20 protein-coding genes are annotated in these 22,390 nt (G+C 64.9%); 17 read left to right on the top strand and 3 right to left on the bottom strand.

Annotated elements, in window-relative coordinates; translation table 11 throughout:
- Window positions 1-4: 4 nt before the first annotated feature.
- Window positions 5-766 (bottom strand): slipin family protein, encoded by a 762-nt coding sequence (locus tag HX881_RS07605; RefSeq protein ID WP_017124773.1) that lies wholly within the window; start codon window positions 764-766, stop codon window positions 5-7.
- Between the two features lie 2 nt (window positions 767-768).
- The gene (locus HX881_RS32735; RefSeq protein ID WP_246356474.1) at window positions 769-1,254 is read right to left on the bottom strand and encodes an NfeD family protein; all 486 of its coding nucleotides are present in this window, start codon (window positions 1,252-1,254) and stop codon (window positions 769-771) included.
- A gap of 216 nt (window positions 1,255-1,470) precedes the next feature.
- On the opposite strand from HX881_RS32735, the gene HX881_RS07595 reads away from it, so the two are divergent.
- The 10 genes from HX881_RS07595 (at window position 1,471) to HX881_RS07550 (ending at window position 10,875) form a co-directional block, all read left to right on the top strand.
- A complete protein-coding gene (locus HX881_RS07595) occupies window positions 1,471-1,932 on the top strand; it encodes an aminoacyl-tRNA deacylase (protein ID WP_177083768.1) in 462 nt (153 codons plus the stop codon).
- 181 nt (window positions 1,933-2,113) lie between these two features.
- Window positions 2,114-2,359: a DUF2789 domain-containing protein gene (locus HX881_RS07590; RefSeq protein WP_017124770.1), complete on the top strand. Its 246-nt coding sequence runs from the start codon at window positions 2,114-2,116 to the stop codon at window positions 2,357-2,359.
- Window positions 2,360-2,557: 198 nt separating this feature from the next.
- Window positions 2,558-2,971, top strand: coding sequence for a MarR family winged helix-turn-helix transcriptional regulator (locus HX881_RS07585; RefSeq protein WP_042934778.1), 414 nt, complete (start codon window positions 2,558-2,560; stop codon window positions 2,969-2,971).
- Window positions 2,968-5,052, top strand: a complete 2,085-nt coding sequence (locus HX881_RS07580; RefSeq protein WP_042934752.1) for an FUSC family protein — start codon at window positions 2,968-2,970, stop codon at window positions 5,050-5,052. The genes HX881_RS07585 and HX881_RS07580 overlap by 4 nt, the downstream gene beginning before the upstream one ends.
- Window positions 5,049-5,258, top strand: a complete 210-nt coding sequence (locus HX881_RS07575) for a DUF1656 domain-containing protein (RefSeq protein ID WP_017124767.1) — start codon at window positions 5,049-5,051, stop codon at window positions 5,256-5,258. The genes HX881_RS07580 and HX881_RS07575 overlap by 4 nt, the downstream gene beginning before the upstream one ends.
- Entirely contained in the window at window positions 5,255-6,154 is a 900-nt protein-coding gene (locus HX881_RS07570; protein ID WP_177083765.1) for an efflux RND transporter periplasmic adaptor subunit, read from the top strand. Before HX881_RS07575 ends, HX881_RS07570 begins: the two co-directional genes overlap by 4 nt.
- Complete coding sequence (locus HX881_RS07565; protein WP_017124765.1) at window positions 6,151-7,587, top strand: efflux transporter outer membrane subunit; 1,437 nt, start codon at window positions 6,151-6,153, stop codon at window positions 7,585-7,587. The genes HX881_RS07570 and HX881_RS07565 overlap by 4 nt, the downstream gene beginning before the upstream one ends.
- 68 nt (window positions 7,588-7,655) lie before the next feature.
- Window positions 7,656-8,306 carry a hypothetical protein gene (locus tag HX881_RS07560; protein ID WP_177083763.1) on the top strand — a complete coding sequence of 217 codons (651 nt, stop codon included), beginning with the start codon at window positions 7,656-7,658 and terminating at the stop codon, window positions 8,304-8,306.
- A gap of 165 nt (window positions 8,307-8,471) precedes the next feature.
- Window positions 8,472-9,107 (top strand): hypothetical protein, encoded by a 636-nt coding sequence (locus tag HX881_RS07555; RefSeq protein ID WP_042934750.1) that lies wholly within the window; start codon window positions 8,472-8,474, stop codon window positions 9,105-9,107.
- Between the two features lie 256 nt (window positions 9,108-9,363).
- Window positions 9,364-10,875, top strand: a complete 1,512-nt coding sequence (locus HX881_RS07550; RefSeq protein WP_177083761.1) for a YdgA family protein — start codon at window positions 9,364-9,366, stop codon at window positions 10,873-10,875.
- A 106-nt stretch (window positions 10,876-10,981) separates the two neighbouring features.
- On the opposite strand, the gene HX881_RS07545 is transcribed toward HX881_RS07550, so the two are convergent.
- On the bottom strand, window positions 10,982-11,701 hold the full coding sequence (locus tag HX881_RS07545) for a response regulator transcription factor (RefSeq protein WP_177083759.1): 720 nt from the start codon (window positions 11,699-11,701) through the stop codon (window positions 10,982-10,984).
- A gap of 196 nt (window positions 11,702-11,897) precedes the next feature.
- Between HX881_RS07545 and HX881_RS07540 the strand changes: the two genes are divergently transcribed.
- The 7 genes from HX881_RS07540 (at window position 11,898) to pgaD (ending at window position 22,366) form a co-directional block, all read left to right on the top strand.
- Window positions 11,898-12,167, top strand: a complete 270-nt coding sequence (locus tag HX881_RS07540; RefSeq protein ID WP_177083757.1) for a hypothetical protein — start codon at window positions 11,898-11,900, stop codon at window positions 12,165-12,167.
- A gap of 306 nt (window positions 12,168-12,473) precedes the next feature.
- Window positions 12,474-13,487 (top strand): FecR family protein, encoded by a 1,014-nt coding sequence (locus tag HX881_RS07535; RefSeq protein ID WP_177083755.1) that lies wholly within the window; start codon window positions 12,474-12,476, stop codon window positions 13,485-13,487.
- A 35-nt stretch (window positions 13,488-13,522) separates the two neighbouring features.
- Complete coding sequence (locus tag HX881_RS07530; protein ID WP_177083753.1) at window positions 13,523-15,838, top strand: CHASE2 domain-containing protein; 2,316 nt, start codon at window positions 13,523-13,525, stop codon at window positions 15,836-15,838.
- A 169-nt stretch (window positions 15,839-16,007) separates the two neighbouring features.
- On the top strand, window positions 16,008-18,491 hold the full coding sequence (gene pgaA / locus HX881_RS07525) for a poly-beta-1,6 N-acetyl-D-glucosamine export porin PgaA (RefSeq protein WP_177083751.1): 2,484 nt from the start codon (window positions 16,008-16,010) through the stop codon (window positions 18,489-18,491).
- A 12-nt stretch (window positions 18,492-18,503) separates the two neighbouring features.
- Entirely contained in the window at window positions 18,504-20,501 is a 1,998-nt protein-coding gene (gene pgaB / locus HX881_RS07520) for a poly-beta-1,6-N-acetyl-D-glucosamine N-deacetylase PgaB (protein WP_177083744.1), read from the top strand.
- Between the two features lie 3 nt (window positions 20,502-20,504).
- Window positions 20,505-21,857, top strand: a complete 1,353-nt coding sequence (gene pgaC / locus HX881_RS07515) for a poly-beta-1,6-N-acetyl-D-glucosamine synthase (RefSeq protein WP_177083743.1) — start codon at window positions 20,505-20,507, stop codon at window positions 21,855-21,857.
- Window positions 21,854-22,366 carry a poly-beta-1,6-N-acetyl-D-glucosamine biosynthesis protein PgaD gene (pgaD, locus tag HX881_RS07510; protein ID WP_017124755.1) on the top strand — a complete coding sequence of 171 codons (513 nt, stop codon included), beginning with the start codon at window positions 21,854-21,856 and terminating at the stop codon, window positions 22,364-22,366. The genes pgaC and pgaD overlap by 4 nt, the downstream gene beginning before the upstream one ends.
- Window positions 22,367-22,390: the final 24 nt, after the last annotated feature.

The raw sequence follows: 22,390 nt of genomic DNA, 5'->3' as shown, positions 1-22,390 counted from the left end.
CCTTTCAGGATTTCGACGACAGATCCGCCATGCCCTTGAGCAACTCGATCGGCAACGGGAAGACGATGGTCGAGGTCTTGTCCCCGGCAATCGCCCCCAGTGTCTGCATATAGCGCAGTTGCATGGCGCCCGGCTGGCGTCCGAGCATCTCGGCCGCCTGCATGAGTTTCTCCGAGGCCTGCAATTCACCTTCGGCGTGGATCACCTTGGCCCGCCGTTCACGCTCGGCCTCGGCCTGCCGGGCGATGGCGCGGATCATCGACTCGTTGAGGTCGACGTGCTTGATCTCGACATTCGCCACCTTGATCCCCCAGGCATCGGTCTGCGCATCGAGCACGTGCTGGATATCGGTGTTCAGGCGCTCGCGTTCGGCCAGCAGTTCATCCAGCTCATGCTTGCCCAGCACCGCACGCAAGGTCGTCTGTGCCAGCTGGCTGGTGGCGGCGAGAAAATCCTCGACCTGGATAATCGCCTTCTGCGGGTCGAGCACGCGGAAATACAGCACCGCGTTGACCTTGACCGAGACGTTGTCGCGGGTGATCACATCCTGGGGCGGTATATCCAGCACCACGGTGCGCAGGTCCACCCGGACCATCTGCTGCACCAGCGGGATCAGCAGGATCAGCCCCGGTCCCTTGACCTGCCAGAAGCGCCCGAGCTGGAATACCACCCCACGTTCGTATTCACGCAGGATGCGAAAGGTCGAGGCCGCCAGCATCAGCAGCAGGAGCACCAGCAGCGCCCCGGAACCCAGTTGCAGGACCATGATCAAACTCCTCGCCTTGGCGGGTCGTCAGCGGCTTGCACTTCCAACAGCAGGCCCTTGCGCGCGATCACCCGCACCCGTTGTCCGGGCTGCAGCGGTGTCGGGCTCAGTACCTGCCAGTTTTCCCCTTGCAGCTGGACCCAGCCGCCATAGACCCGGCCGTGATGGACATCGCCGGTTTGCAGCGCTGTGATGCAGGTGAGGCTGCCTTCCAGGCCGGCGTCGCCACTGACCACCTGGCGCTGGCGCGCCTTCACGGCCGCGGCGATCAGCGCCACCAGCAACAGGGCAGCGCTTATCGCCAGCAGAATGATCCAGGGCAGGGGAATCGCGTAGCCGGGCCATTGGCTGTCGATCAGGATCAGCAGCCCGACCACGAACGTGACAAGACCGCCGAAACCGATCAGGCCGAAGGTCGGCAGAAAGGTCTCGGCCAGCATGAATGCGATACCCAGGAGGATCAGCGCCACACTGGGGTGGATGGTCATGCTCACAGGTGTGCTCCGCGAGTTCGTCACCCCCTCTTGAAGTCTAGTCGAGGGGCGGCGGCCGCGTTTAGCGCCAAGTCGACTATCCAGGCCCGGCGATAGCGATAACGGTGCTTGAGCCGGACCGACGACTGGCGCCGTACTGCCTAGACTCATACCCATGGATTGCCGTAGACCCATCGCCCCGGGGCATTCTGCGGGGCTCGGAGGTGCATCATGCGTATGGCCAAGACCGTGCAGAGCAGCCTGGAAAAGGCGAGCTGCGAATTCGACATCATCCATCACCCGCATTCGTCCAGCAGCCTGGAGACCGCCCGCCTGGCGGGGATTCCGGCGGAACGCATGGCCAAGTCGGTGATCCTCGACGACCAGCATGGGCATTACCTGATGGCCGTCTTGCCCGCCAGCCGGCACCTGGACCTGAGCAAGGTGCGGGGCGCCTCGACCTGGCAGATCACCCGGGAAAGCACCCTGGCGTATCTGTTCCAGGACTGCGAGCGCGGCGCCGTGCCGGCCCTGGGCGAATCCTATGGTCTGCGCATGGTGGTCGACCCGCTGCTGACCCGCGAGAAGGACATCTACCTGGAAGCCGGCAACCACCACAACCTGGTGCATATGGAAATGGGCGAGTACCTGCGCATGGTGCCCCATGCCGAAGTGTGCGAGGTCTGCCACTGAACCTTTGGCCCGCCCGTGCCCTCCATTGCAGGACAACTGAGCATTCCCACGCCCTGCGTGGGAATGCTGCCCGTGACGCTCTGCGTCAGCCGAGCGGACGCGGAGCGTCCAGAGAGGCGTTACCACGCAGAGCGTGGGAACGATCACGGCACCGATATTTCACTGATCACCGGAGAAGCCAATGGAATCACCTACCCACAGCCTGCCGTCCCTGTTCAAGCAACTGGGCCTGCCCAACGATGCGAAGAGCATCGACCAGTTCGTCGCCGCCCACTCGCCGCTCAAGCCGGAGCTGCACCTGGCCGACGCGTTTTTCTGGAGCAAGAGCCAGGCGGATTTCCTGCGCAGCGAAGTGCTCGAGGATGCGGACTGGGCCGAAGTGGTGGACCAGCTGGATGTGTTGTTGCGCAAGGGGAGGCAGGGCTGAGATCAAGCCCCCCATGAGCTACGCTCAACCCAACGGTCACGGTTCCTCTGTGCCTGACCGAACCGACAAGAACAAATTGTTTCAAGACTTGACGAAATCCTGGTCGATACGCGATATTGATAGTTAGCAAACTAACATTGTGCGAATCCTCTTGTGTCCAAGCATCTCGAACAGCTCCAGCAGAGCATCAGTACCGGCATGGTGCTCGCGTCGCGCCATTGGCGGCGGGCCTGCCAGACCACGCTGGCCAACTATGGCATCTCCGAAGCCTGCGCCATGCCGTTGCTGATCATCGGGCGCATGGGGCCGGGAGTGCGCCAGGTCACGGTGGCCCAGGTCGCCGGGATGGAGAGCCCGTCGCTGGTGCGCCTGCTCGATCAGTTGTGCAATGCCGGCTATGTGCAGCGTACCGAGGACGCCAGTGATCGCCGCGCCAAGACCCTGGGCCTGACCGAGACCGGCCATGGCCTGTTCCACGACATCGAAACCCAGTTGGTGCGCTTGCGCCGCGAGGTGCTGGAAGGTATCGCTCCGGCCGACCTGGAAGCGGCACTGCGGGTGATCCGCGCCTTCGAGGCCGCCGGGCAGGCATCGGGAGTGGCCGATTCTTGAACGGTTTCTGGACAGGCATGCCGCCGGCCCGCGACTGGTTCTACGGCGTGCGCACCTTCGCGGCCTCGATGATCGCGCTGTATATCGCGCTGCTGATGGAACTGCCGCGTCCCTACTGGGCGATGGCGACCGTGTACATCGTGTCCAGTCCCTTTGTCGGCCCCACCAGTTCCAAGGCGCTGTATCGGGCGGTCGGCACCTTCCTCGGTGCTTCGGCGGCGGTGCTGTTCGTGCCGCTGTTCGTCCAGACACCCTTCCTGCTGGTGGTGGCGGTGGCGCTCTGGACCGGCATCCTGCTGTTTCTCTCGCTGCACTTGCGGACCGCCAACAGCTACGCGCTGATGCTGGCCGGCTACACCATGCCGATGATCGCCCTGCCGGTGGTGGACAATCCGCTGAACGTGTTCGATATCGCCGTGTCGCGGACCGAGGAAATCTTTCTCGGCATCGCCGTCGCCGCGGTGGTCGGCAGTATGTTCTGGCCCCGGCGCCTGGCGCCGGTGTTTATCGACGCGGCGGGCAAGTGGTTCGCCGATGCCTCGACCTACAGCCTGCGGTTCCTCTCGCGCAATGTGCAGGCCGATGAAGTCAGCGGCCTGCGTTCGGCGATGGTGGCGACCTTCAACAGTCTCGAACTGATGATCGGCCAGTTGCCCCACGAAGGTGCCCGGCCCCAGACCGTGCGCAACACCAAGGAGCTGCGTGGACGGATGATTCACCTGCTGCCGGTGGTCGACGCCCTGGACGACGCCTTGTATGCCATGGCGCGACGCACGCCGGAGCTGGTGGAGCGCTTCGAGCCGTTGCTCGTCGCCACCCGCGAATGGCTGGAAAGCACCGCCGGGGAAGCGCCGGTCGAGCGCTGGCAGGCCCTGCGCGAGCAGGTCGACAGCCTGCAGCCGAGCCCGGTCGAGCTGGATGAGCGCCGCCAGTTGCTGTTCTCCAACGCCCTCTATCGCCTGGGGGAATGGATCGACCTGTGGCAGGACCTGCGCAGCCTGCAATACGCCATCCAGTGCGAAAGCCAGGACAACTGGCGCGCGGTCTACCGCCATTGGCGCCTGAGCCGCCTGACCCCCTTTCTCGACCGTGGCCTGATGCTGTATTCAGCGGGCTCCACGGTCCTGGCGATCATTGTCGCTTCGGTGCTGTGGATCCTGCTCGGCTGGACCGACGGCGCCAGCGCGGTGATCCTCGCGGCGGTGGCCTGCAGCTTTTTCGCGGCGATGGACGACCCGGCGCCGCAGATCTACCGGTTCTTTTTCTGGACCGCGATGTCGGTGATCTTCGCCAGCCTCTACCTGTTCGTGGTACTGCCCAACCTGCATGATTTCCCGATGCTGGTGCTGGCGTTCGCCGTGCCGTTCATCTGCGTCGGCACCCTTACCGTACAGCCGCGCTTCTACCTGGGCACCTTGCTGACCATCGTCAACACCTCGTCCTTCATCAGCATTTCGGGCGCCTATGACGCCGACTTCCTCAATTTCACCAACGCCAACCTGGCCGGCCCCGTGGGCCTGTTGTTCGCCTTTATCTGGACCCTGGTGGCTCGGCCCTTCGGCGCCGAGCTGGCGGCCAAGCGCCTGACCCGTTTCAGCTGGCGCGACATCGTCAGCCTGACCGAGCCGGCGACCCTGGCCGAGCACCGGCACATGGGCGCGCAAATGCTCGACCGCCTGATGCAGCACCTGCCGCGCCTGGCCATGACCGGCCAGGATACCGGCGCGGCGCTGCGCGAGTTGCGGGTCGCGCTGAACCTGCTCGACCTGCTGGCCTATACCCCGCGCGTGCTGGGGGTGGCCAACGTGTTGCTCAAGCAGGTGGTGGAAGAGGTCGGCGCTTACTTCCGCGCCTGCCTCAAGGCCCGCGAGCGGCTGCCGGCCCCGGCACCTTTGCTGATGACCCTGGACCGCACGCGCCGGGCCCTCGGCTCCCAGGGCCTGGACGACGGCGAAACCCGCCTGCATCTGCTGCACGCCTTGAGCGGCCTGCGTCTGGCGCTGTTGCCCGGGGTCGAGTTCGTCGACCTGGGCGAGCAGCCGGAGAGCGTGCCGTATGGGATCAACGGAGTGCCTTTATGATCGGTGACGTGGATATCAGCGGGGTGTTCCTGCCCACGCTGCTGGTGCTGATGGGGATTACCTACGCGCTGTACCTGGTGGTGCACGGGCTGTTGACGCGCTTCCACTTCTATCGCCTGGTCTGGCACCGGGCATTGTTCAACGTCGGTCTCTACGCTTTGCTGCTGGGCGTTGTGGATTCGTTCAGTCGATACCTGATGACATGAAAAAACCTATCTTGACCATTGGCCGTGTGGTCCTGACCTTGCTGGTGGTGATCTTCGCCTGCCTCGTGGTCTGGCGCATGGTGATGTACTACATGTTCGCGCCCTGGACCCGGGACGGGCATATCCGTGCCGATATCGTGCAGATCGCCCCGGACGTGTCCGGGCTGATCCAGCAGGTGCAGGTGCGTGACAACCAGTTGGTCAGTCGCGGCCAGGTGCTGTTCAGCATCGACCAGGACCGCTTCAAGCTGGCGCTGCGCCAGGCCAGGGCCGCCGTGGCCGATCGCCAGGAAACCCTGGCCCAGGCCCAGCGCGAGAACAAGCGCAACCGTGGCCTGGGTAACCTGGTGGCCGGCGAGCAGCTGGAGGAAAGCCAGTCGAAGGTCGCCCGTGCCGAGTCGGCCCTGGCCGAGGCCCAGGTGACGGTGGACGCCGCGCAACTGAACCTCGACCGGTCGGTGATCCGCAGCCCGGTGGACGGTTATGTCAACGACCGTGCGCCGCGTGAGCAGGAATTCGTCACGGCGGGCCGGCCGGTGCTGTCGGTGGTGGACAGCGGCTCGTTCCATATCGACGGTTATTTCGAAGAGACCAAGCTCGACGGCATCCATGTCGGCCAGAGCGTGGATATCCGCGTGATCGGCGACAAGGCCCGCCTGCGTGGCCGGGTGGAAAGCATCGTCGCCGGGATCGAGGACCGTGACCGCACCAGCGGCTCGAACCTGCTGCCCAACGTCAACCCGGCCTTCAGCTGGGTGCGCCTGGCCCAGCGGATTCCGGTGCGGATCGCCTTTGTCGACGTGCCGGAAGATTTCCGCATGATCGCCGGGCGCACGGCGACCGTTTCGATCATTGATGACGCCGGGGACGCCGCGAAGAAAGAGGCCGCGAAATGAAACCGCTGGTGAAAGTCACCACGTTCGGCCTTGGCCTGTTGCTGTCGGCCTGTTCCATGGTCGGTCCGGATTACCAGCTGCCGGGCGACTCGGCCATGCAGCGCAAGGACCTGCAGGGCGAGTTCGCCGGCAGTGGCGACAATGTCGTCTCGGCGCCGGTCCCGACTGACTGGTGGCGGCTGTACCAGGACCCGCGCCTGGATGAACTGGTGCGCCAGGCACTGGCTTCCAACACCGACCTGCGGGTCGCGGCGGCAAGCCTCTCACGGGCCCGGGCCCAGGTGGACGAGGCCGAGGCGGCCGGTGGCTTCAGTGCCGGGGTGAAGGCTGGCGCGCAACGCTTGCAGGAGTCCGGCCAGGCGTTCCTGCTGCCGGAAAAGGTGCCGGTGGCGAATGTCGGGGATATTTCGCTTTCCGCGTCCTATCAGTTCGACCTGTGGGGCACCTTGCAGCGCGGTATCGAGGCGGCCAAGGCCAACGCCGACGCGACCCAGGCGGCGGCCGATGTCGCCCGTATCACCCTGGTGGCGGATGTGGTGCGCTCCTACACCCAGGTCTGCGCCGCCAACGAGGAACGCGAGATCGCCGAGCAGTCCCTCGACCTGCAATCCCAGAGCACCGAGCTGACCAAGCGCCTGCGCGACGCCGGGCGTGGCGATGAAACCCAGGTCACCCGTTCCCAGACCCAGTTCAAATCCCTACGTGCCGAGTTGCCGCGCTATACGGCGGCGCGCCAGGCCGGGTTGTACCGTCTGTCGATGTTGCTGGCCAAGCCGCTGGACCAACTGCCCGCCGGGGTGGCCGATTGCGCCGCGCTGCCGCATATCGCCCAGTTGCTGCCGGTAGGCGACGGTGCCGAGCTGCTCAAGCGCCGTCCGGATATCCGCCAGGCCGAGCGCCGGTTGGCGGCGGCGACGGCCGGTATCGGTGTCGCCACGGGCGAGCTGTACCCGAATATCAGCATCGGCGCGACGGTCGGTACGGTCGGCTTCCTCAAGGACCTGGGCGATCCGTCGACCAACCGCTGGGGCTTCGGCCCGGCGATCAGCTGGACCGTGCCGACCAACGGTGCGCGCGCGCGGATCCGTGAAGCCGAGGCCACCACCCAGGGTGTTCTGGCGCACTTCGACGGCGTGGTGCTCAACGCGATTCGCGAGACCCAGACCAGCCTGGCCCAGTACACCGCACAGCTCGACCGCCGCGATGCCCTGGCCGATGCCGAACAGTCGGCCAGCCTCGCGGCGGACCAGACGCACCGCTTCTTCAAGGCCGGTCGCGCCTCGTTCCTCGCCGACCTGCAAGCCACCCGCACCTACACCGACGTGCGTGCCCAACTGGCCTCGGCCAACACCCAGGTGGCGATGAGTCAGATCGATCTGTTCCTGGCGCTGGGCGGTGGTTGGGAAAGCACTTCCGGAGCTGCTGGCAAATAACGCTGGAGGGGGGCGCTCGCACCGTATAATCGGCGTTTGCCCAGCCTCTGCGAGTAAGTCACGACACCATGGATTCCAATACGCTCACAATCATCTGTACCGTCTTCGGCATCATCGCTTCCGGGGTTCTTGCCTGGGCTGTCTATGCCATCCAGAAACGTGATAGTGAAATGAAGGAGGCGATCTCGGCGTTGGACAGCCAGAGGATCGAACAGGGCCTGGAACTCCAGAAAATGATCTCCTTGCGCACCGCATTGCTGAGAGATCAGCAGGATATGCAGACCAGGATGCTCGACCTGCAGGAATGGTTGGCTCATCACATCAAGGAGCAGGTGGAGGACCTGCTGATGACCGAGCGCCACCCCGGTTTTTTTGTTTCCAGCAATGCGGTGAATCTGCCCCTGCCAGCCCCCTCCGTCTCATCGGACACTCCCCGCTTGGGCGAGCTGCGTTTCGATTCGCCGGCAATCGCCGCCGGCCAGACGCTCGGAATTCTGTTCCGGGTCGACGATGACGGGCTCAACTTCCCGGTTCCTCACGGTGTCACAGTCCGGTTGGGGAAGCAGGTGATTTCGGTTGAAAAAACGTCCGCCAAATACATGCACTGCCAGGTGCCGATCCCCGCCGATGGCGGCCATGACCATGAGCTGGAGTTTGTCATGACGGACATGGCGGACAATCGGCACACCCAGAGAATTGCCATTCCCGTATGTGCATGAGCCTACTCCTTGGCGGATCGCAGAACTTCGGACGAACGTGCTCGGGTCGTCCGTCGAAACCCTGAGTCCGTTGCTATGCTCTGAACTATCGGCTGGCCGTCGTTGGTTCGGGGCTTCGGGTGAATCCTCACGCGCGGTCGGCGTGGCTTGATGGGGATTCTAATAATGAAAAACCCTTATGCTCCCGGCTTCTGGTGTGCGGTGGTGGCCCTGGTGCTGCTCTCGGCGACGTATTTCTACGGCGTGATGCTCGCCCACCAGATCGACAAGGCGCTGGTGTTCCTCGACAGCGCCAGTGCCCTGATCGCAGTGATGTCCATCGTAGTGGTGGCCTGGGCCAGTTACCAGAGCCAGCAGGTGAAGAAGCGCCAGCTCTCCCAGAGCAAGACCCTGGTCCTGGTCTGGGACACCAAGGTCGCCCTGCGCCGCGTCGAAACCGTGTTCGACCGCTATTTCTGGGGCAGCTACTGGCAACCGGGCCGGACCTTCCAGGAAGTCATGGGCGAACTGACCGGCACGCCCCTGGAAAAAAGCCTCGAAACCCTCAAGAGCCAATGCCTGAAACTCGACCGCGAGGTGGCCCACGAAGAGCGCCACTGGCTGAGCAACGCCCGCGAGCTGGCGGACGTCGCCATCGCCATGGCCCGCGAGCGTTATCAGCTGGACGTCTGCGACCCGCGCAACGACTCGCCGGACGGCGTGGTGATCAACCGTGATTTCGAGGTGCTGGTGTACACCTGGACGGCGCGACTGAAGACCTTTGACCATCAGCTGGACGAGATGGAGCTGCAGTATTCGTGAGTTGCCGGGCCTGATCCGAACTTAAGGCCGACCCTGACGTCAATGCAATGCAACCCGGTGGTCTTGCCGGGTGCCCGCGCGCGTTCTTCCTGTGCATTTTGCTGCCTTCGTCACATGCCGATACCGGGGTGACAGGTGCGCCCGTCTTCGTGCAAATGCTACTCTTCGTCCTTTCGGGCGCCGTCGAGCCGAACCCGACCAAGGGTTCAGGGAAGACCAGCATTTTCAACACAACGGACATTGATCGGGTCAATTCATGAATAAATCAGCAGGCGTATTGTTGGGGTTTGTCGTGGTGGTGGGTGCCGTGAGCACCGCCGGCGCGTGGTACACCGGCAATCAACTGGAAGGGGTGTTGAACACTTCGATCCAGGAAGCCAACGCACAATTGAAGACGGCCCTGAGCAGTGGTGGCGGCAACGCGAGCATCGAGCTGGTGTCGCTGGACCGCCACCTGTTCACCAGCACCGCGCATTACCGGCTCAAGCTGCAGAACCTGCAGCTCGGTGAAGATAACAAGGACGTCGACCTGCTGTTCGTCGACCATATCGAGCACGGGCCATTGCCGTTGTCGCGCCTGAAGGCGTTGAAGCTGACGCCAGTGATGGTCAACAGCAACTACGAGCTGGAAAAGAACGACGTGACCGCCAAGTGGTTCGACGCCGCCAAGGGCGCCGCGCCGCTCAAGGGCGTGGTTGCGCTGGGCTACAACAACTCGATCGACGGCAACGTCGAGTTGATCCCGCTGGACTTCGCGCCGGACGACAAGAGCTCGGTGAAATTTTCCGGGCTGAACCTGAACCTCACCGGCAGCGACCGTGGGGCGAAGATCAAGCTCAACGGCTACATGGACAGCCTGAAGATTGCCGCCCAGTCCGCCGAGGACGGGCCGGTATCGGTCGAGCTGGGTGGCCTGACCCTGGTCAGCGACCTGGCCAAGAGCGACTTCGGCTTCTACCTGGGCGGCAACACCCTGGAACTGAGCAACGCCAAGGTGACCTACGGTCTGACCCCGGCAACAGTGACGGTCAAGGACTTCGAGCAGAAGGACTCCCTGGACGCGACCGGCAATATCCTCGCCGGACGCCTGGCCTACACCGTCGGCGATATCGGCTACAACGGCAAATCGGTGGGCAGCGCGCAGATGAGCCTGGCCGCGAAGAACCTCGATATCCCGGCGGTGCGCTCCCTGACCCAGATCTACCAGAGCGAGCTGCAGGCCATGCAGCAAGCGGCCGCGCAGGGTGAGGAAACCCCGGCGGTGCCGGAGCTGACCGCCGAGCAGCAACTCAAGGCCCAGGCCGACATCCGCCAGCTGCTGGCCGGCAAGCCGCAGATCGCCGTGGAAAACCTGTCGTTCAAGACCGCCAATGGCGAAAGCCGTTTCAGCCTGTTGCTGGACCTGACCAACCCGTCGTCCACCCAGTTGCCGCCGCTGGAACTGGGCAAGCAACTGATCGCGCAACTGGACGCCAAGCTGTCGCTGTCCAAGCCGATGATCGCCGATCTTGCCGGCGTGCAGGCGCAGGTCGAGGGCCAGACCGATCCGAAGGCCATCGCCCAGTACGCGTCGATGAGCAGCGAAATGGCCGGTACCATGGCGGTATCTACCGAGATGGCGACCATCGAGGGCACGGATATCGTCTCCAAGCTGCACTACACCGCCGGCCAGGTGGATTTCAACGGGCAGAAGATGCCGGTGGAAGACTTCATCGCGCTGATGATGTCCAAGGTCGGTGGCCTGAGCGGCGCCGAAGCCGCCGAGTAAGCACCCGCCATGTGCGAGCGGGCTTGTCGGGACGCCGCACCGCCGCGAAGCTTTTAGCGGCCTGAAGGGGCTTTTCGTGAGTAAGCCCGGCTGCGGGTAGCCGGGCTTACTTCGTTTCTGACGTGACGCTTTCCAGCCGATAGCCGTAACCGTATACGGTCTGCAATTGCCAGCCGCGCTCGGCGGTCAGCCCGAGCTTGTTGCGCAGGCGATAGATATGGGTGTCGAGGGGCCGCGAGGAAAGCACTTCCTCGTGGGGCCAGAAGCGCTCGTAGAGGTACTCGCGCGACAGCGGCCGGCCGAGGTTGGCGAACAGGCAACGAGCCAGGCGGTACTCGCGCTCCGTCAGGCCGATGGGCTGGCCGTCGCGGCTGACGAGCAGTTCCGCATCGTCGAAGCTCAGGTCATTGAAGGTCGCGGTTTCGCCGCCGGCGTTGCGCTGCACGCCATGCCGGCGCAGCACCGCGTTGATCCGCGCCTTGAGTTCATTGGCGCGAAACGGCTTGCTCACATAATCGTCGGCACCGCTGCCCAGGGCCAGGACGATATCGTTCTCGGCGTCGCGACTGGTGAGCATGATGGCCGGTGGCGGGGCTTCCATGTGCTCGCGGGTCCAGCGCAGGAGCGCCAGGCCACTGAGGTCCGGCAACTGCCAGTCGAGGATCAGCAGGTCGAAGGTTTCGCGACGCAACCGGCGCAGCAGGTCCTCGCCGCGCTCGAAGCTGTGCACGGTCCAGGGCGGTTCGCCCGCCTGGGACATCTGCCCCAGGGTCTGCTCGAGCCGACGCAGCTCGGCGGGTTCGTCGTCGAGTATGGCGACACGCATGGCCTCGTCCTTTCTCCTTGCCTGATGAGCTCGATTCTGACGGATCGGTGCCGGCAAAATCTGAACAATTCTGGCGAATCCCTCAAGCGTCGGCGCCGGCTGGTTAGGCTTGATATCAAATTGCCGGTGCCTGCTGTGCGGGGCTCAAGTCGCCTGATTGCAGGGTACCGGTTCGCTGGTACAAGGAGAAGGAACAATGGGCAGTCCCTTTCGCGTCATGCGCTGGCAACCCTGGACAGTCGTGTCGCTGATCACCGGGCTGGTTTTGTGCCTGGGGCTCGGTTTCACCGTCGGCATGTGCTACTCGATCCCGCGTACGACGGCTATCGTCTCCATGCGCCTGCCCATGCCCGTGGCCGGCGATCTGGTCATGCCCGCCGAATGGCCGGGCTCGCGTAGCCTGGAGCTGGCGCAGTGGATCAAGGAACAGGCGGTGCGGCAGGAGCAGCAGCGTTGGATATTCTGAAGCCGGCAATTCTGAACAATTCTTGCAGATTGTCCGCCAAGGACGGATTTGCCCATACAGTAGGTCCAGTAGCACAGGGGCACTTTGGAGCAAGTCCGACCCACGGAGGGGTAGCGATTCGGATCCACACGAATCGTTGTCGAGGGAAGGTTGGGATGCCTTCCCTTGGCCATTTTTTCCGTGGCACTCCTTTCATATCAAGACATACAGTGTGGTCCGGTGGCCGCGGGGCGCTGTGGCATGATTGAGAAACCTGGCTCAGTGCCGTAGTCCTTATCCCTGCTCCCTGTCCGAGCGACCGAGCCGATGACCGAGTTTGCCTCTTCTTCCCTTTCCCTGCTTCGCAGCCCGTTGTTTCGAAGCGGCCTGTTTCAACGCCTCGTTCCCTGGCTGATCGGTGTCGTTGTCGGCCTGCCTGGCCTTGGTGTATCGGCGGCGCCCGCGCTGTCCCGCGCGCCCTATCTCGATCGTGAACAGCAATGCCGTCCGCAACCGTTGCCGGCGGTCGTCCTGCACCTGGCCGGCGAGGCCTGGAAGCTCGATGCCAGGGGGCAGGAGAGCCGCCTGGAAGAGGGCATGCGCGTGGATGAGCAGGAGGCCGTGCGAACGGCGGCCGATGCCTTTGTCAGCCTCGGCCTGGGGGATGGCTCGCGGATCGTCCTGCCGTCCAACTCCCAGGTACGCCTGCAACTGGATGAAGTGCTGGCGGTGCCCCAGGTGATCCTGGAGCAGGGGCAGGTCGAGTCCTACGTGATCAAGCGCGCCAGTGATCACGACCGCTTCCGGATCCAGACCCCGGTGGGTGTGCTCGGTGTGCGCGGTACGCATTTCCGCACCCGTGGCGAAGACGGCCAGGTGCTGCTCGAAGTGCTGGACGGCCAGGTCGCGGTCAGGCGTATCCCCGCCCAGACGGAGCCGGGCAAGGCCGGGGCGAAGCGCCTGGCGGTGGCCGAGGCCGCGGTACCGGTGAATGCCCGGCAGGGCCTGAAGATCCGCGGCAGCGGCGAGCTGAAACCCACCGACCTGCTACCGGCGCCGCGCCTGCTGGGCCAGGACGGCCAGCGAGGTGACAAGCCGGTCTGGCAACTGTTTCTCCAGCCGCTGGAGGGGGCCCGGCGCTATCGTGCGCAGGTCGCTACCGATGTCGGCTTCCTCGATATCAAGCAGGAAGGTTTTTCCAGCACGCCGCAGATCCAGTTCAGCGACTTGCAGGCGGCGTTCTACCACGTGCGGCTGTCGGCATTCGACGAACAGGGACTTGAGGGCCAGACTGGGGTCTACGATATCTACTACTGGCCCAGGACGTTGCATGCCCAATAGCCGCGGTGTTTCACCTTCATGAGCGTTTCGCCTCCATGAGGTTCTGGTGGCGGCGCGAGGCACGCGAACCGACGCAGGCGCAACGGCTGTTCCGTGGTCTGCTGCGTGAATGGCTGCTGGTGGGATTGCTGTTGCTGCCGCTGACCGCCGTGCTGTCCCTGAGCCAGAATCTGGCGTTCAGTCATTTTCTCTATGATCGCCTGAGCCGGTTGAATCCGCTGCCGGTCGATCCGCGCATCCTGCTGGTCACCATCGATGACCGCAGTCTCGAGGCCCTCGGCCGTTGGCCCTGGCCCCGCGACGTGCATGCCCGATTGCTGGATCGCCTGGCCGCGGCGCAGCCCCGGGGCGTGCTGTTCGATGTGATCTTCAGTGAACCGGAACGTCCCGGCGATGGCGATGAACACCTGGCCGAGGCCCTGTGTCGCGCCGGTAACGTGGTCCTGCCGCTGTTGCGCGAAGGTGTGCCGCGGTTTGCCACGCCGTTGCGGGAAATCGAGCCGATCGAGCCGTTGCGGCGCTGTGCCCGGGCCGTCGGCCATATCAACGTCGAGGCGGATAACGACGGCGTGGTGCGCGGGCTTTTCCTGCGCGAGGGCCCGGCCGGGCAAACCCGTGAGCAACTGGCCTGGCTGGCGTACCAGATGGCGCTGCCGGCGGACGGGCAACCCGCGATGCCGGGTGCCGGGGACGGGGACCTTGCCGAAGCCCGGGACTGGCAACGCCGCAACGCCATCCTGCTGCCCTTTGTCGCCGGTGCCGGCGGCTTTCCCAGCGTGCCCTATATCAGCGTCCTGCGCGGTGAGGTGCCGCCGCAGTTGTTGCGTGACCGGCTGATCCTGGTCGGTGCCACCGCGCCGGGCCTGGGCGACCGTTATGTCACGCCGGTCTCCGAGCAGGCCGGGACCACTGCCGGGGTGGAGATCCAGGCCAACCTGCTCAACGGCCTGTTGCAGCAGCGCAGTATTGTCGCGTTGTCGCCGTTGCCGAGCCTGCTGCTGTCCGTCTCGACGGTGGCCCTGCTGCTGGGCGGCCTGTTGCTGCGCGCGCGGCATGCCCTGTGGCTGACGCTCGCTGGCATGATTGCGCTGCTGGCCGGCGCCTGGGGCCTGCTGCGCCTGGGCCTGTGGTGGTCGCCGGCGGCGAGTCTGAGCGGCTTTCTGCTGGCCTACCTGATCTGGAACTGGCGGCGCCTGAGCGCTGTGCTGGCCTACTTCGGCTGGGAGCTGGCCCGGTTGAACGACGAGCCCAGGGTGCTGCCCGAGCGTCGCCGGCCGATCGTCCCGGGCGGCGATGTCCTGCAAGGTCGCATCGCCGCCCTGGAACAGGCCCTCGGGCGCACTCGCGATACCCGGCGATTCATGGCCGATGGCCTGGAGTGCCTGCCTGTCGCCACGCTGATAACCGACACTCAAGGCCAGGTGCTGCTCGCCAATCGCAGTGCCCGCGAACTGCTGGGCGCGACGCTGGTGGGCGAGAACTGGCTCGAGGTGCTGGCACGCCTGGGCTTTCCCGACCTGCACGGGGGCGCACGCCCGGTATTGTCCGCACTGACCCGCCAGGAGTTTCGCGACAGCCGCCAGCGCACCCTGCGCCTGGACCTCGCACCGCTGCTGTCGGCGGAAGATGAAGTCGCCGTTGGCTGGCTGTTCAGCCTTGCGGACCTGAGCCAGGAGCGCGAAGCCGAGCAGCAGCGGGCGGCCTTGTTGCGCTTTCTGTCCCATGACCTGCGCGCGCCGCATTCGGCGATCCTGGCGCTGCTGGATGTGCAGCGCGAGCAGCACGAGGATGCGCCGCTGCATCGGCAGATCGAACAACAGGTCCGCCGGGCCCTGGGCCTGACCGAGGCGTTTGTGCACCTGGCCAAGGCCGAGTCGGAGGCCTACCGGTTCCAGCCGGTGCTGTTCGCCATGCTGGTACTGGATGCCTTCGACCAGGTGGCGCCATTGGCACAGCTCAAGGGCATCGTACTGCGTCATCAGCTCGACGAGGCCGATGAAAGCCTGGTCCGCGCCGATGCCGCGCTGCTGACCCGGGCGCTGTTCAACCTGCTGGAAAACGCCATCAAGTACAGCCCTTCCGGCACCTGCGTCAGCCTCGCCGTGACGGTGGCGGACAACCGGCTGGCCTGCCGCATCAGCGACCAGGGCCGAGGCATCGACGCTGTCGAGCTGCCGCGACTTTTCGACCCCTACACGCGTTTTGCCTCGGCCCACGACAGCGAAGGGCTGGGCCTGGGGCTGGCGATGGTGAAGGCCGTGATCGACCGGCATGGCGGCCTGATCCGCTGCCAGAGTGTCGTTGGCCAGGGCACGACGTTCATCCTCGAATTGGCGGTTCTGCGCGAGTGACCCGGCAATCATCCTCGTCGGTGCCCGGCGAAATCTGAATAATTATTGCATGTTGTTTTTTGGTCTAACCTTGCGTGAAAGACTCTTGATCAGATAGCCAATGCGCATCATCCAAGAACGGCTTTCTGGACGCGACGGGCTTTAGTTGCCACGTAAGGAAGTTGACGAGATGCCGCGTACCGCGATTGCTTTTGCTCGTGTTGATCTTCGCCTGCTCATTCAGATGGCCCTGTGCGGCCAACTGTTCTGGAGCGGCCTGGCCTGCGCCGACGCGTCCTACGACCAACTGATCCGCCAGGCCCGGAACGGTGACTATGCCCCCGCGCTGAGCCAACTGCGCCAGCTGCCTGCCGGGCAACAGACCACCGGCCAGGTCAGCGACCACTTGCAGATAGCGGGTTGGGCGGGCCTGGACAGCGAGGTGGTGACGGTCTACGAGTCCAGTGGCGCGCACCGTACGCTGCCGGTTCCGGCCCTGACGGCCACGGCAAGGGCGTATCGCAACCTCAAGCGCTGGGATGACGCCGAACGCCTGTATCGCCTGGCGCTGACCCGTGAACCGCAGAGCCTCGATGCGCAACTGGGCCTGGCCGTGACCCAGGCCGATGGCGGTGACCCACAAGAGGCCGTGCGCCGTGCCCGCGAGCTGGTGGCCCGGCAGCCCGATGATCCTTCGCGGCGCCTGGCATTGGGCTACGCGCTGACCCGGGCAGGCGACCGCTATGGCGCGTTGTTCGAGTACGACCAGGCGTTTCTCCGGGCATCGGACAACCCCGAGGTGGCTCGCGAATACCTCTTTGCCCTCGAACGTGCGCGCCTGCCCGAGCCGGCATTGCGCCTGGCCCGCAACCATCCGCAACTGATCGGGCCGCTGCCCGTGGCGCGCCTCGAAGGCGAGCTGGCGGCCGAGCGCGTGCGTCTGGCGGAGTTCGCCTCGCGCAGTGAACGCGAGCGTTTCGTCGTCGCCGACCGGGCGCTGGCCGACTATGAGCAACTGCTCGCCAATTGGGCCTCCAATCCCGATGCGCGCGATGACGTGGTGCGCTGGCGCATCGACCGCATGGGCGCGCTCAAGGCCCGGGCGCGCAGTGCCGAGGTGCTGGTCGAATACCAGAAACTGATCGATGAAGGCGTGACGATCCCGACCTATGCCCTGCGCTGGGTGGCGGCGTCCTACCTCGATGTGCGCCAGCCCGAGACGGCCACGCAACTGTATCGCCAGGTGCTGTCGGCGCCGGACGCGGACCCCGCCGACCGGGTCGATGACACCACGGCCCTGTTCTATGCCCTGCTCGAAAGCGACAAGCCGCAAGAAGCCCGTGAAGTGGCGCAGACGTTGGCAAAAAACGAGTCGCCCCGCGTCGAACTCAAGGGGTTGCCCATCGGCAACCCCAGCGATTCGTGGATGGATGCCCAGCAATTGAATGCCCAGGTCGGGCTCTACGACAACGCCGTGCCGGACAGCGAGCAAGGCCTGGAGGCATTGTTCGAGCAGGTGCCGGGTAATATCGGGCTGCGCGTGGCCATGGCGCAGATGTACCTGGCCCGTGACTGGCCGCGTCGCGCCGAATACCTGAACAAGGAAACCGAAGCCCTGGCCCCCAGGGACCGCGGACTGGAAGTGGCCCAGGGCTACACGGCGCTCGATCTGCAGGAGTGGCGCCAGCTCGATGCGCTGACCGACGACCTGGTCGAACGCTTTCCGGAAAACCGCCAGGTGCAGCGCCTGCAACGCCTGCGCGACGTCCATGACATGGCTGAGCTGCGGGTCGAGGCTTATACCGGCAAGAGCTTCGGCGGTGGCTCGGACAGCGAGCCCGGGGCGGTCACCGGTAGCCGTGACTACGGTCTCGAGACGGTGCTGTACAGCCCGCCGATCAATGAGGACTGGCGACTGTTCGCCGGTGCCGGGTATGCCTTCGGCAAGTTCACCGAAGGCGACGCCCAGCGCCGCTGGCAGCGGCTCGGGGTGGAGCGGCGGACCCGCGACATGACCCTGGAAGCCGAGGTGTCCAACCAGTCCTACGGCGAGGGCAACAAGATAGGTGCGCGCCTGGCCGCCGCCCTCGACATCGACGATCACTGGCAATACGGCGGCAGTCTCGAGCGCCTGTCCGCGGCCACGCCGTTGCGCGCGCTGAAGAACGGTATCAGCGCCAACTCGGCGAGCGCGTTCCTGCGCTGGCGGGCCAATGAAAGCCGCGAATGGAAGCTGGCGGTGACCCCGTCGCGTTTCAGCGACGGCAACCGCCGCATCGAAACCGTGCTCACCGGCCGCGAAGGTCTCTATAGCGCGCCCCATGTGCAAGTGGACCTGGGTCTGGAAGTCAGTACCAGCCACAACACCAAAAGTGACGACGTCCCCTATTTCAACCCCAAGTCCGACTTCAGTGTGTTGCCGACCGTGAACGTCAACCACATCCTTTACCACCGCTACGAAACCGTATGGAGCCAGCAGTTCCAGGTAGGTGCGGGGAGTTACAGCCAGCGCGATCACTCCACTGACGCCATGGCCCTGTTGGGCTACGGCCAGCGCGTGAGCTGGAACGATGTCCTTGACGCCGGTGCGCTGGTGAGTTGGCTCAGCCGACCGTACGACGGGGATCGGGAACGCGACCTTCGTCTGACCGTCGACCTTACTTATCGCTTCTAGAAGAGATGGATGATGCCTTTGATCATGCGTTGCCTGCTTCTCCTGGGAGCGTTGCTGCTCGGCGCCTGCGCCCAGACTCCCGCGACCTTCACCGCGCCGGCGCAGCGCCCGCTGCCGGCCAATGAGGCACCCTGGCCGAAGAACCATGTGCTGGGCATCGCTTATCACGATGTCGAGGACCGTGACCCGGATCAGGCGGTGGTGGCCGTGCGCACCGAGCGACTGCTCGAACAATTGGCGTGGTTGCGGGAAAACGGCTATCGGCCGGTCAGCGTCGACCAGATCCTCGCGGCGCGCGGCGGCGGACCGGAGCTGCCCGCCAAGGCGGTGCTGTTGAGCTTCGACGACGGCTACGCGAGTTTCTACACCCGCGTAATGCCGGTCCTGCGCAGCTACCGCTGGCCGGCGTTGCTGGCACCGGTTGGGACCTGGATCGACACGCCGGCGGGTCAGCCGGTGAACTTCGCCGGCGAGCTGCGTCCGCGTTCGCAGTTCCTGACCTGGGCCCAGATCAAGGAGATTTCCGCCTCGGGGCTGGTCGAGATCGCCGCCCATACGGACGCCAGCCACCTGGGCATCGTCGCCAACCCGCAAGGCAACCAGCAACCGGCGGCGGCCACGCGGCGCTACGATGCCAGCACCGGCCGGTATGAAAGCGAAGCCGACTTCCAGGCCCGCATGCGCGCTGACGTGGTGGCGATTTCGAACAAGATCCGTGCGGTCACCGGCTACGCCCCACGGGTCTGGGTCTGGCCCTACGGTGTCGCCGACGGTACGGCGCTGAAGGTGATCGACGGCCAGGGCTACAAGATGGCGCTGACCCTGGATGACGGGCTCGACAGCGTCGACAGGCTGATGAGCAGTCCGCGGTTCCTGGTGGCCTCGGATCCCGATGGCGAGCACTACGCCAGCAGCCTCGTCGCGGTGCAGACGCGCTCGCCCAAGCGCGTGGTGCATGTCGACCTGGATAACGTCTATGACGCGGATCCGGTCCGTCAGGAAATCAACCTCGACAAGCTGGTCCAGCGCATTTCCGACATCGGCGCCAATACCGTCTTTCTGCAAGCCTTCGCCGACCCCGAGGGCGATGGCCTGGCACGCGAGCTGTATTTTCCCAACCGGCACCTGCCGGTCCGCGCGGATATCTTCGACCGTGTCGCCTGGCAGCTGCGTACCCGCGCCCATGTCGAGGTGTTCGCCTGGATGCCGGTGCTCAGCTTCGCACTGGATTCCAGGCTGCCCCGGGTGACCCGCTGGGACCCGGCGACCGGCCACGTGGCCCCGGATCCCGAGCAGTACCGGCGCCTGTCGCCCTTCGACCCCGAGGTGCGCCGCCTGATCGGCGAGATCTACGAGGACCTGGCGCGGCTGACCTCGGTCGATGGCGTCCTCTATCACGACGACGCCGTGCTCTCCGATTTCGAGGACGCCAGCCCCCAGGCGCTGCGCGCCTATGCGGCCAACGGCCTGCCGGGTAGCGTCGAGGTTTTGCGTGGCGACCCGGCGACACTCCAGCGCTGGACCCGTTTCAAGAGCCGTTACCTGATCGATTTCACCCACGAACTGACCGCCAGGGTCCGTGCCATCCGCGGGCCGCAGGTGCAGACCGCGCGCAATCTGTTCGCCGAGCCGGTGATCGACCCGCAGAGCGAGACCTGGTTCGCCCAGAACCTCGATGACTTCCTCACCAGTTACGACTGGACCGCGCCGATGGCCATGCCGTTGATGGAAGGCCAGAGCGAGAGCCATTCGGGCGACTGGCTGGAAAAGCTGGTCGAGCGGATCGGGCAACGCCCGGGCGCCCTGGATCGCACCGTGTTCGAGTTGCAGGCCCGCGACTGGCGGCAGAAACCGGCGACGGACATCGACGGCGAGCAACTGGCGGACTGGATGGCACGGATCAAGCGCAAGGGCGCGACCAGTTTCGGTTACTACCCGGACAATTTCCTCGAAAACAGTCCGGACCTGAAAACCGTGCGCCCCGCACTTTCCAACAAGTGGAATCCTTAGATCATGATGGATCGCATCCTGGCACTGATCGTCCTGGCGCTCGTCCTGGGGTTTCCCCTGGGCGTGATTTTCCTGGTCACCGGGCAATTCCTGATGGACTTCGTGTTCTTCTACCCGTTGTTCATGTCGGGGTTGTGGATGGCCGGCGGCTTGTACTTCTGGCTGCACTGGGAGCGGCGCTGGCCCTGGGAAGCCGACACCCTGCCACCGCCGCTGCCCGGCGAGCCGCTGATCTCGATCCTGATCCCCTGCTTCAACGAAGGTGACAACGTCGGCGAGACCATCGAGGCGGCGCTGGCCCAGCACTACCCGAATATCGAAGTGATCGCCATCAATGACGGTTCCAGCGACAACACCGGGCAGTTGCTCGATGACCTGGCGCAGCAGGACCCGCGCCTGCGGGTGATCCACCTGGCGCAGAACCAGGGCAAGGCGGTGGCCTTGAGCATGGGCGCGGTGGCGGCCCGCAGCGAGTACCTGGTGTGCATCGACGGCGATGCCCTGCTGGCGCCGCACACGGCGGCCTACCTGGTGGCGCCGCTGCTGCATAACGCCCGCCTGGGGGCGGTCACCGGCAACCCGCGGATCCGTACCCGCTCGACCCTGATCGGCCGGGTCCAGGTCGGCGAGTTCTCCTCGATCATCGGTTTGATCAAGCGTACGCAGCGGGTCTTCGGGCGGATCTTCACCGTCTCCGGCGTGGTCTGTGCCTTCCGTCGCACGGCGCTGGACCGGGTGGGCTACTGGAGCCCGGACATGATCACCGAAGACATCGACATCAGCTGGAAGCTGCAACTGGATCACTGGAGCGTTTTCTACGAGCCCCGGGCGCTGTGCTGGATCCTCATGCCGGAGACCCTGCGCGGGCTGTGGAAGCAGCGGCTGCGCTGGGCCCAGGGCGGCGCGGAGGTGCTGTTCAAGAATATCCGCGGCATCTGGCAGTGGCGTCACCGTTACCTGTGGCCGCTGTTGTTCGAATACTGCCTGTCGACCGGCTGGGCGTTTACCTTCCTGCTGTCGATCATCTTCTATTGCATGGGCCTGTTTATCGAGATGCCGGCCCCGATCGCCGTGCATCGTATCCTGCCACCATCCTTTACCGGGCTGTTGCTGGCGATGGTCTGCCTGGGGCAGTTCGCGGTCAGCGTGCTGATTGACCGCCGCTATGAACGGGACCTGTGGAAAGTCATGTTCTGGGTGGTCTGGTACCCGCTGGTGTTCTGGTTCATCAGCTTCTTCACCACCCTGGTCAGCTTTCCCCGGGTGTTGTTCGGCCAGGGCGGCAGGCGAGCCCGCTGGGTCAGTCCGGACCGGGGGATCAAGCCTGTCGACGACGAGCAGAAGGTGCGCTCATGAAAATCCTCCGAACCCGCCAGCGGCCTTTCATGATGATCGTCGACGCGGTGCTGACCCTGCTGGCCTGGATCGGCCTGCTGTACCTGCTGATCCAGGGCTTGTGGCCGTTGCTCGACGGGCATGCCGGGCCGCGGATCGACATTTCGTTCTTCGAAGCACTGAACACCTTGCAGATCTATCTGTGGATCGGCCTGTTGAACGCGGCGGTGCTGATCGCCTGGGCGCGTTATCAGCAGCGCAAGAGCCGTGGTTATGCCCAGCGTCGCCTGGCTCCGCCGGTGGTGGGGGACGAGGGCTTGAGCCGCAGCTTCAAGCTGAGCGGCGAGAACTTCGCCCGGATGCGCCAGTCGGCGACGATGATCGTGCACAACGACGAACATGGTGGGGTCAGCGAAGTGATCACGCACCTGTACCGGGTCGAGCCGCAGGAGCAACCGCCGCCACTGGCGCCGCCGGCCCATCCGCGGGTGATCCGCCTGCCGTCGGACGATGATGGCAAGGCCGAGTGAAAACGTTCCAGGCCGCGATCACCG

The organism is Pseudomonas gingeri (genome assembly GCF_013386115.1).
Lineage (GTDB): Bacteria > Pseudomonadota > Gammaproteobacteria > Pseudomonadales > Pseudomonadaceae > Aquipseudomonas > Aquipseudomonas gingeri.
Note: the sequence above shows the minus strand (reverse complement) of the source record. Positions and strands in the feature narration are given on the sequence as shown.

Bases quoted from the DNA above. Each gene is read 5' to 3' on its own strand.
- HX881_RS07605 (WP_017124773.1), bottom strand. From the start codon at position 766: ATGGTCCTGCAACTGGGTTCCGGGGCGCTGCTGGTGCTCCTGCTGCTG.
- HX881_RS32735 (WP_246356474.1), bottom strand. From the start codon at position 1,254: ATGACCATCCACCCCAGTGTGGCGCTGATCCTCCTGGGTATCGCATTC.
- HX881_RS07595 (WP_177083768.1), top strand. From the start codon at position 1,471: ATGCGTATGGCCAAGACCGTGCAGAGCAGCCTGGAAAAGGCGAGCTGC.
- HX881_RS07590 (WP_017124770.1), top strand. From the start codon at position 2,114: ATGGAATCACCTACCCACAGCCTGCCGTCCCTGTTCAAGCAACTGGGC.
- HX881_RS07585 (WP_042934778.1), top strand. From the start codon at position 2,558: ATGGTGCTCGCGTCGCGCCATTGGCGGCGGGCCTGCCAGACCACGCTG.
- HX881_RS07575 (WP_017124767.1), top strand. From the start codon at position 5,049: ATGATCGGTGACGTGGATATCAGCGGGGTGTTCCTGCCCACGCTGCTG.
- HX881_RS07570 (WP_177083765.1), top strand. From the start codon at position 5,255: ATGAAAAAACCTATCTTGACCATTGGCCGTGTGGTCCTGACCTTGCTG.
- HX881_RS07565 (WP_017124765.1), top strand. From the start codon at position 6,151: ATGAAACCGCTGGTGAAAGTCACCACGTTCGGCCTTGGCCTGTTGCTG.
- HX881_RS07560 (WP_177083763.1), top strand. From the start codon at position 7,656: ATGGATTCCAATACGCTCACAATCATCTGTACCGTCTTCGGCATCATC.
- HX881_RS07555 (WP_042934750.1), top strand. From the start codon at position 8,472: ATGAAAAACCCTTATGCTCCCGGCTTCTGGTGTGCGGTGGTGGCCCTG.
- HX881_RS07550 (WP_177083761.1), top strand. From the start codon at position 9,364: ATGAATAAATCAGCAGGCGTATTGTTGGGGTTTGTCGTGGTGGTGGGT.
- HX881_RS07545 (WP_177083759.1), bottom strand. From the start codon at position 11,701: ATGCGTGTCGCCATACTCGACGACGAACCCGCCGAGCTGCGTCGGCTC.
- HX881_RS07540 (WP_177083757.1), top strand. From the start codon at position 11,898: ATGGGCAGTCCCTTTCGCGTCATGCGCTGGCAACCCTGGACAGTCGTG.
- HX881_RS07535 (WP_177083755.1), top strand. From the start codon at position 12,474: ATGACCGAGTTTGCCTCTTCTTCCCTTTCCCTGCTTCGCAGCCCGTTG.
- HX881_RS07530 (WP_177083753.1), top strand. From the start codon at position 13,523: ATGAGGTTCTGGTGGCGGCGCGAGGCACGCGAACCGACGCAGGCGCAA.
- pgaA (WP_177083751.1), top strand. From the start codon at position 16,008: ATGCCGCGTACCGCGATTGCTTTTGCTCGTGTTGATCTTCGCCTGCTC.
- pgaB (WP_177083744.1), top strand. From the start codon at position 18,504: ATGCCTTTGATCATGCGTTGCCTGCTTCTCCTGGGAGCGTTGCTGCTC.
- pgaC (WP_177083743.1), top strand. From the start codon at position 20,505: ATGATGGATCGCATCCTGGCACTGATCGTCCTGGCGCTCGTCCTGGGG.
- pgaD (WP_017124755.1), top strand. From the start codon at position 21,854: ATGAAAATCCTCCGAACCCGCCAGCGGCCTTTCATGATGATCGTCGAC.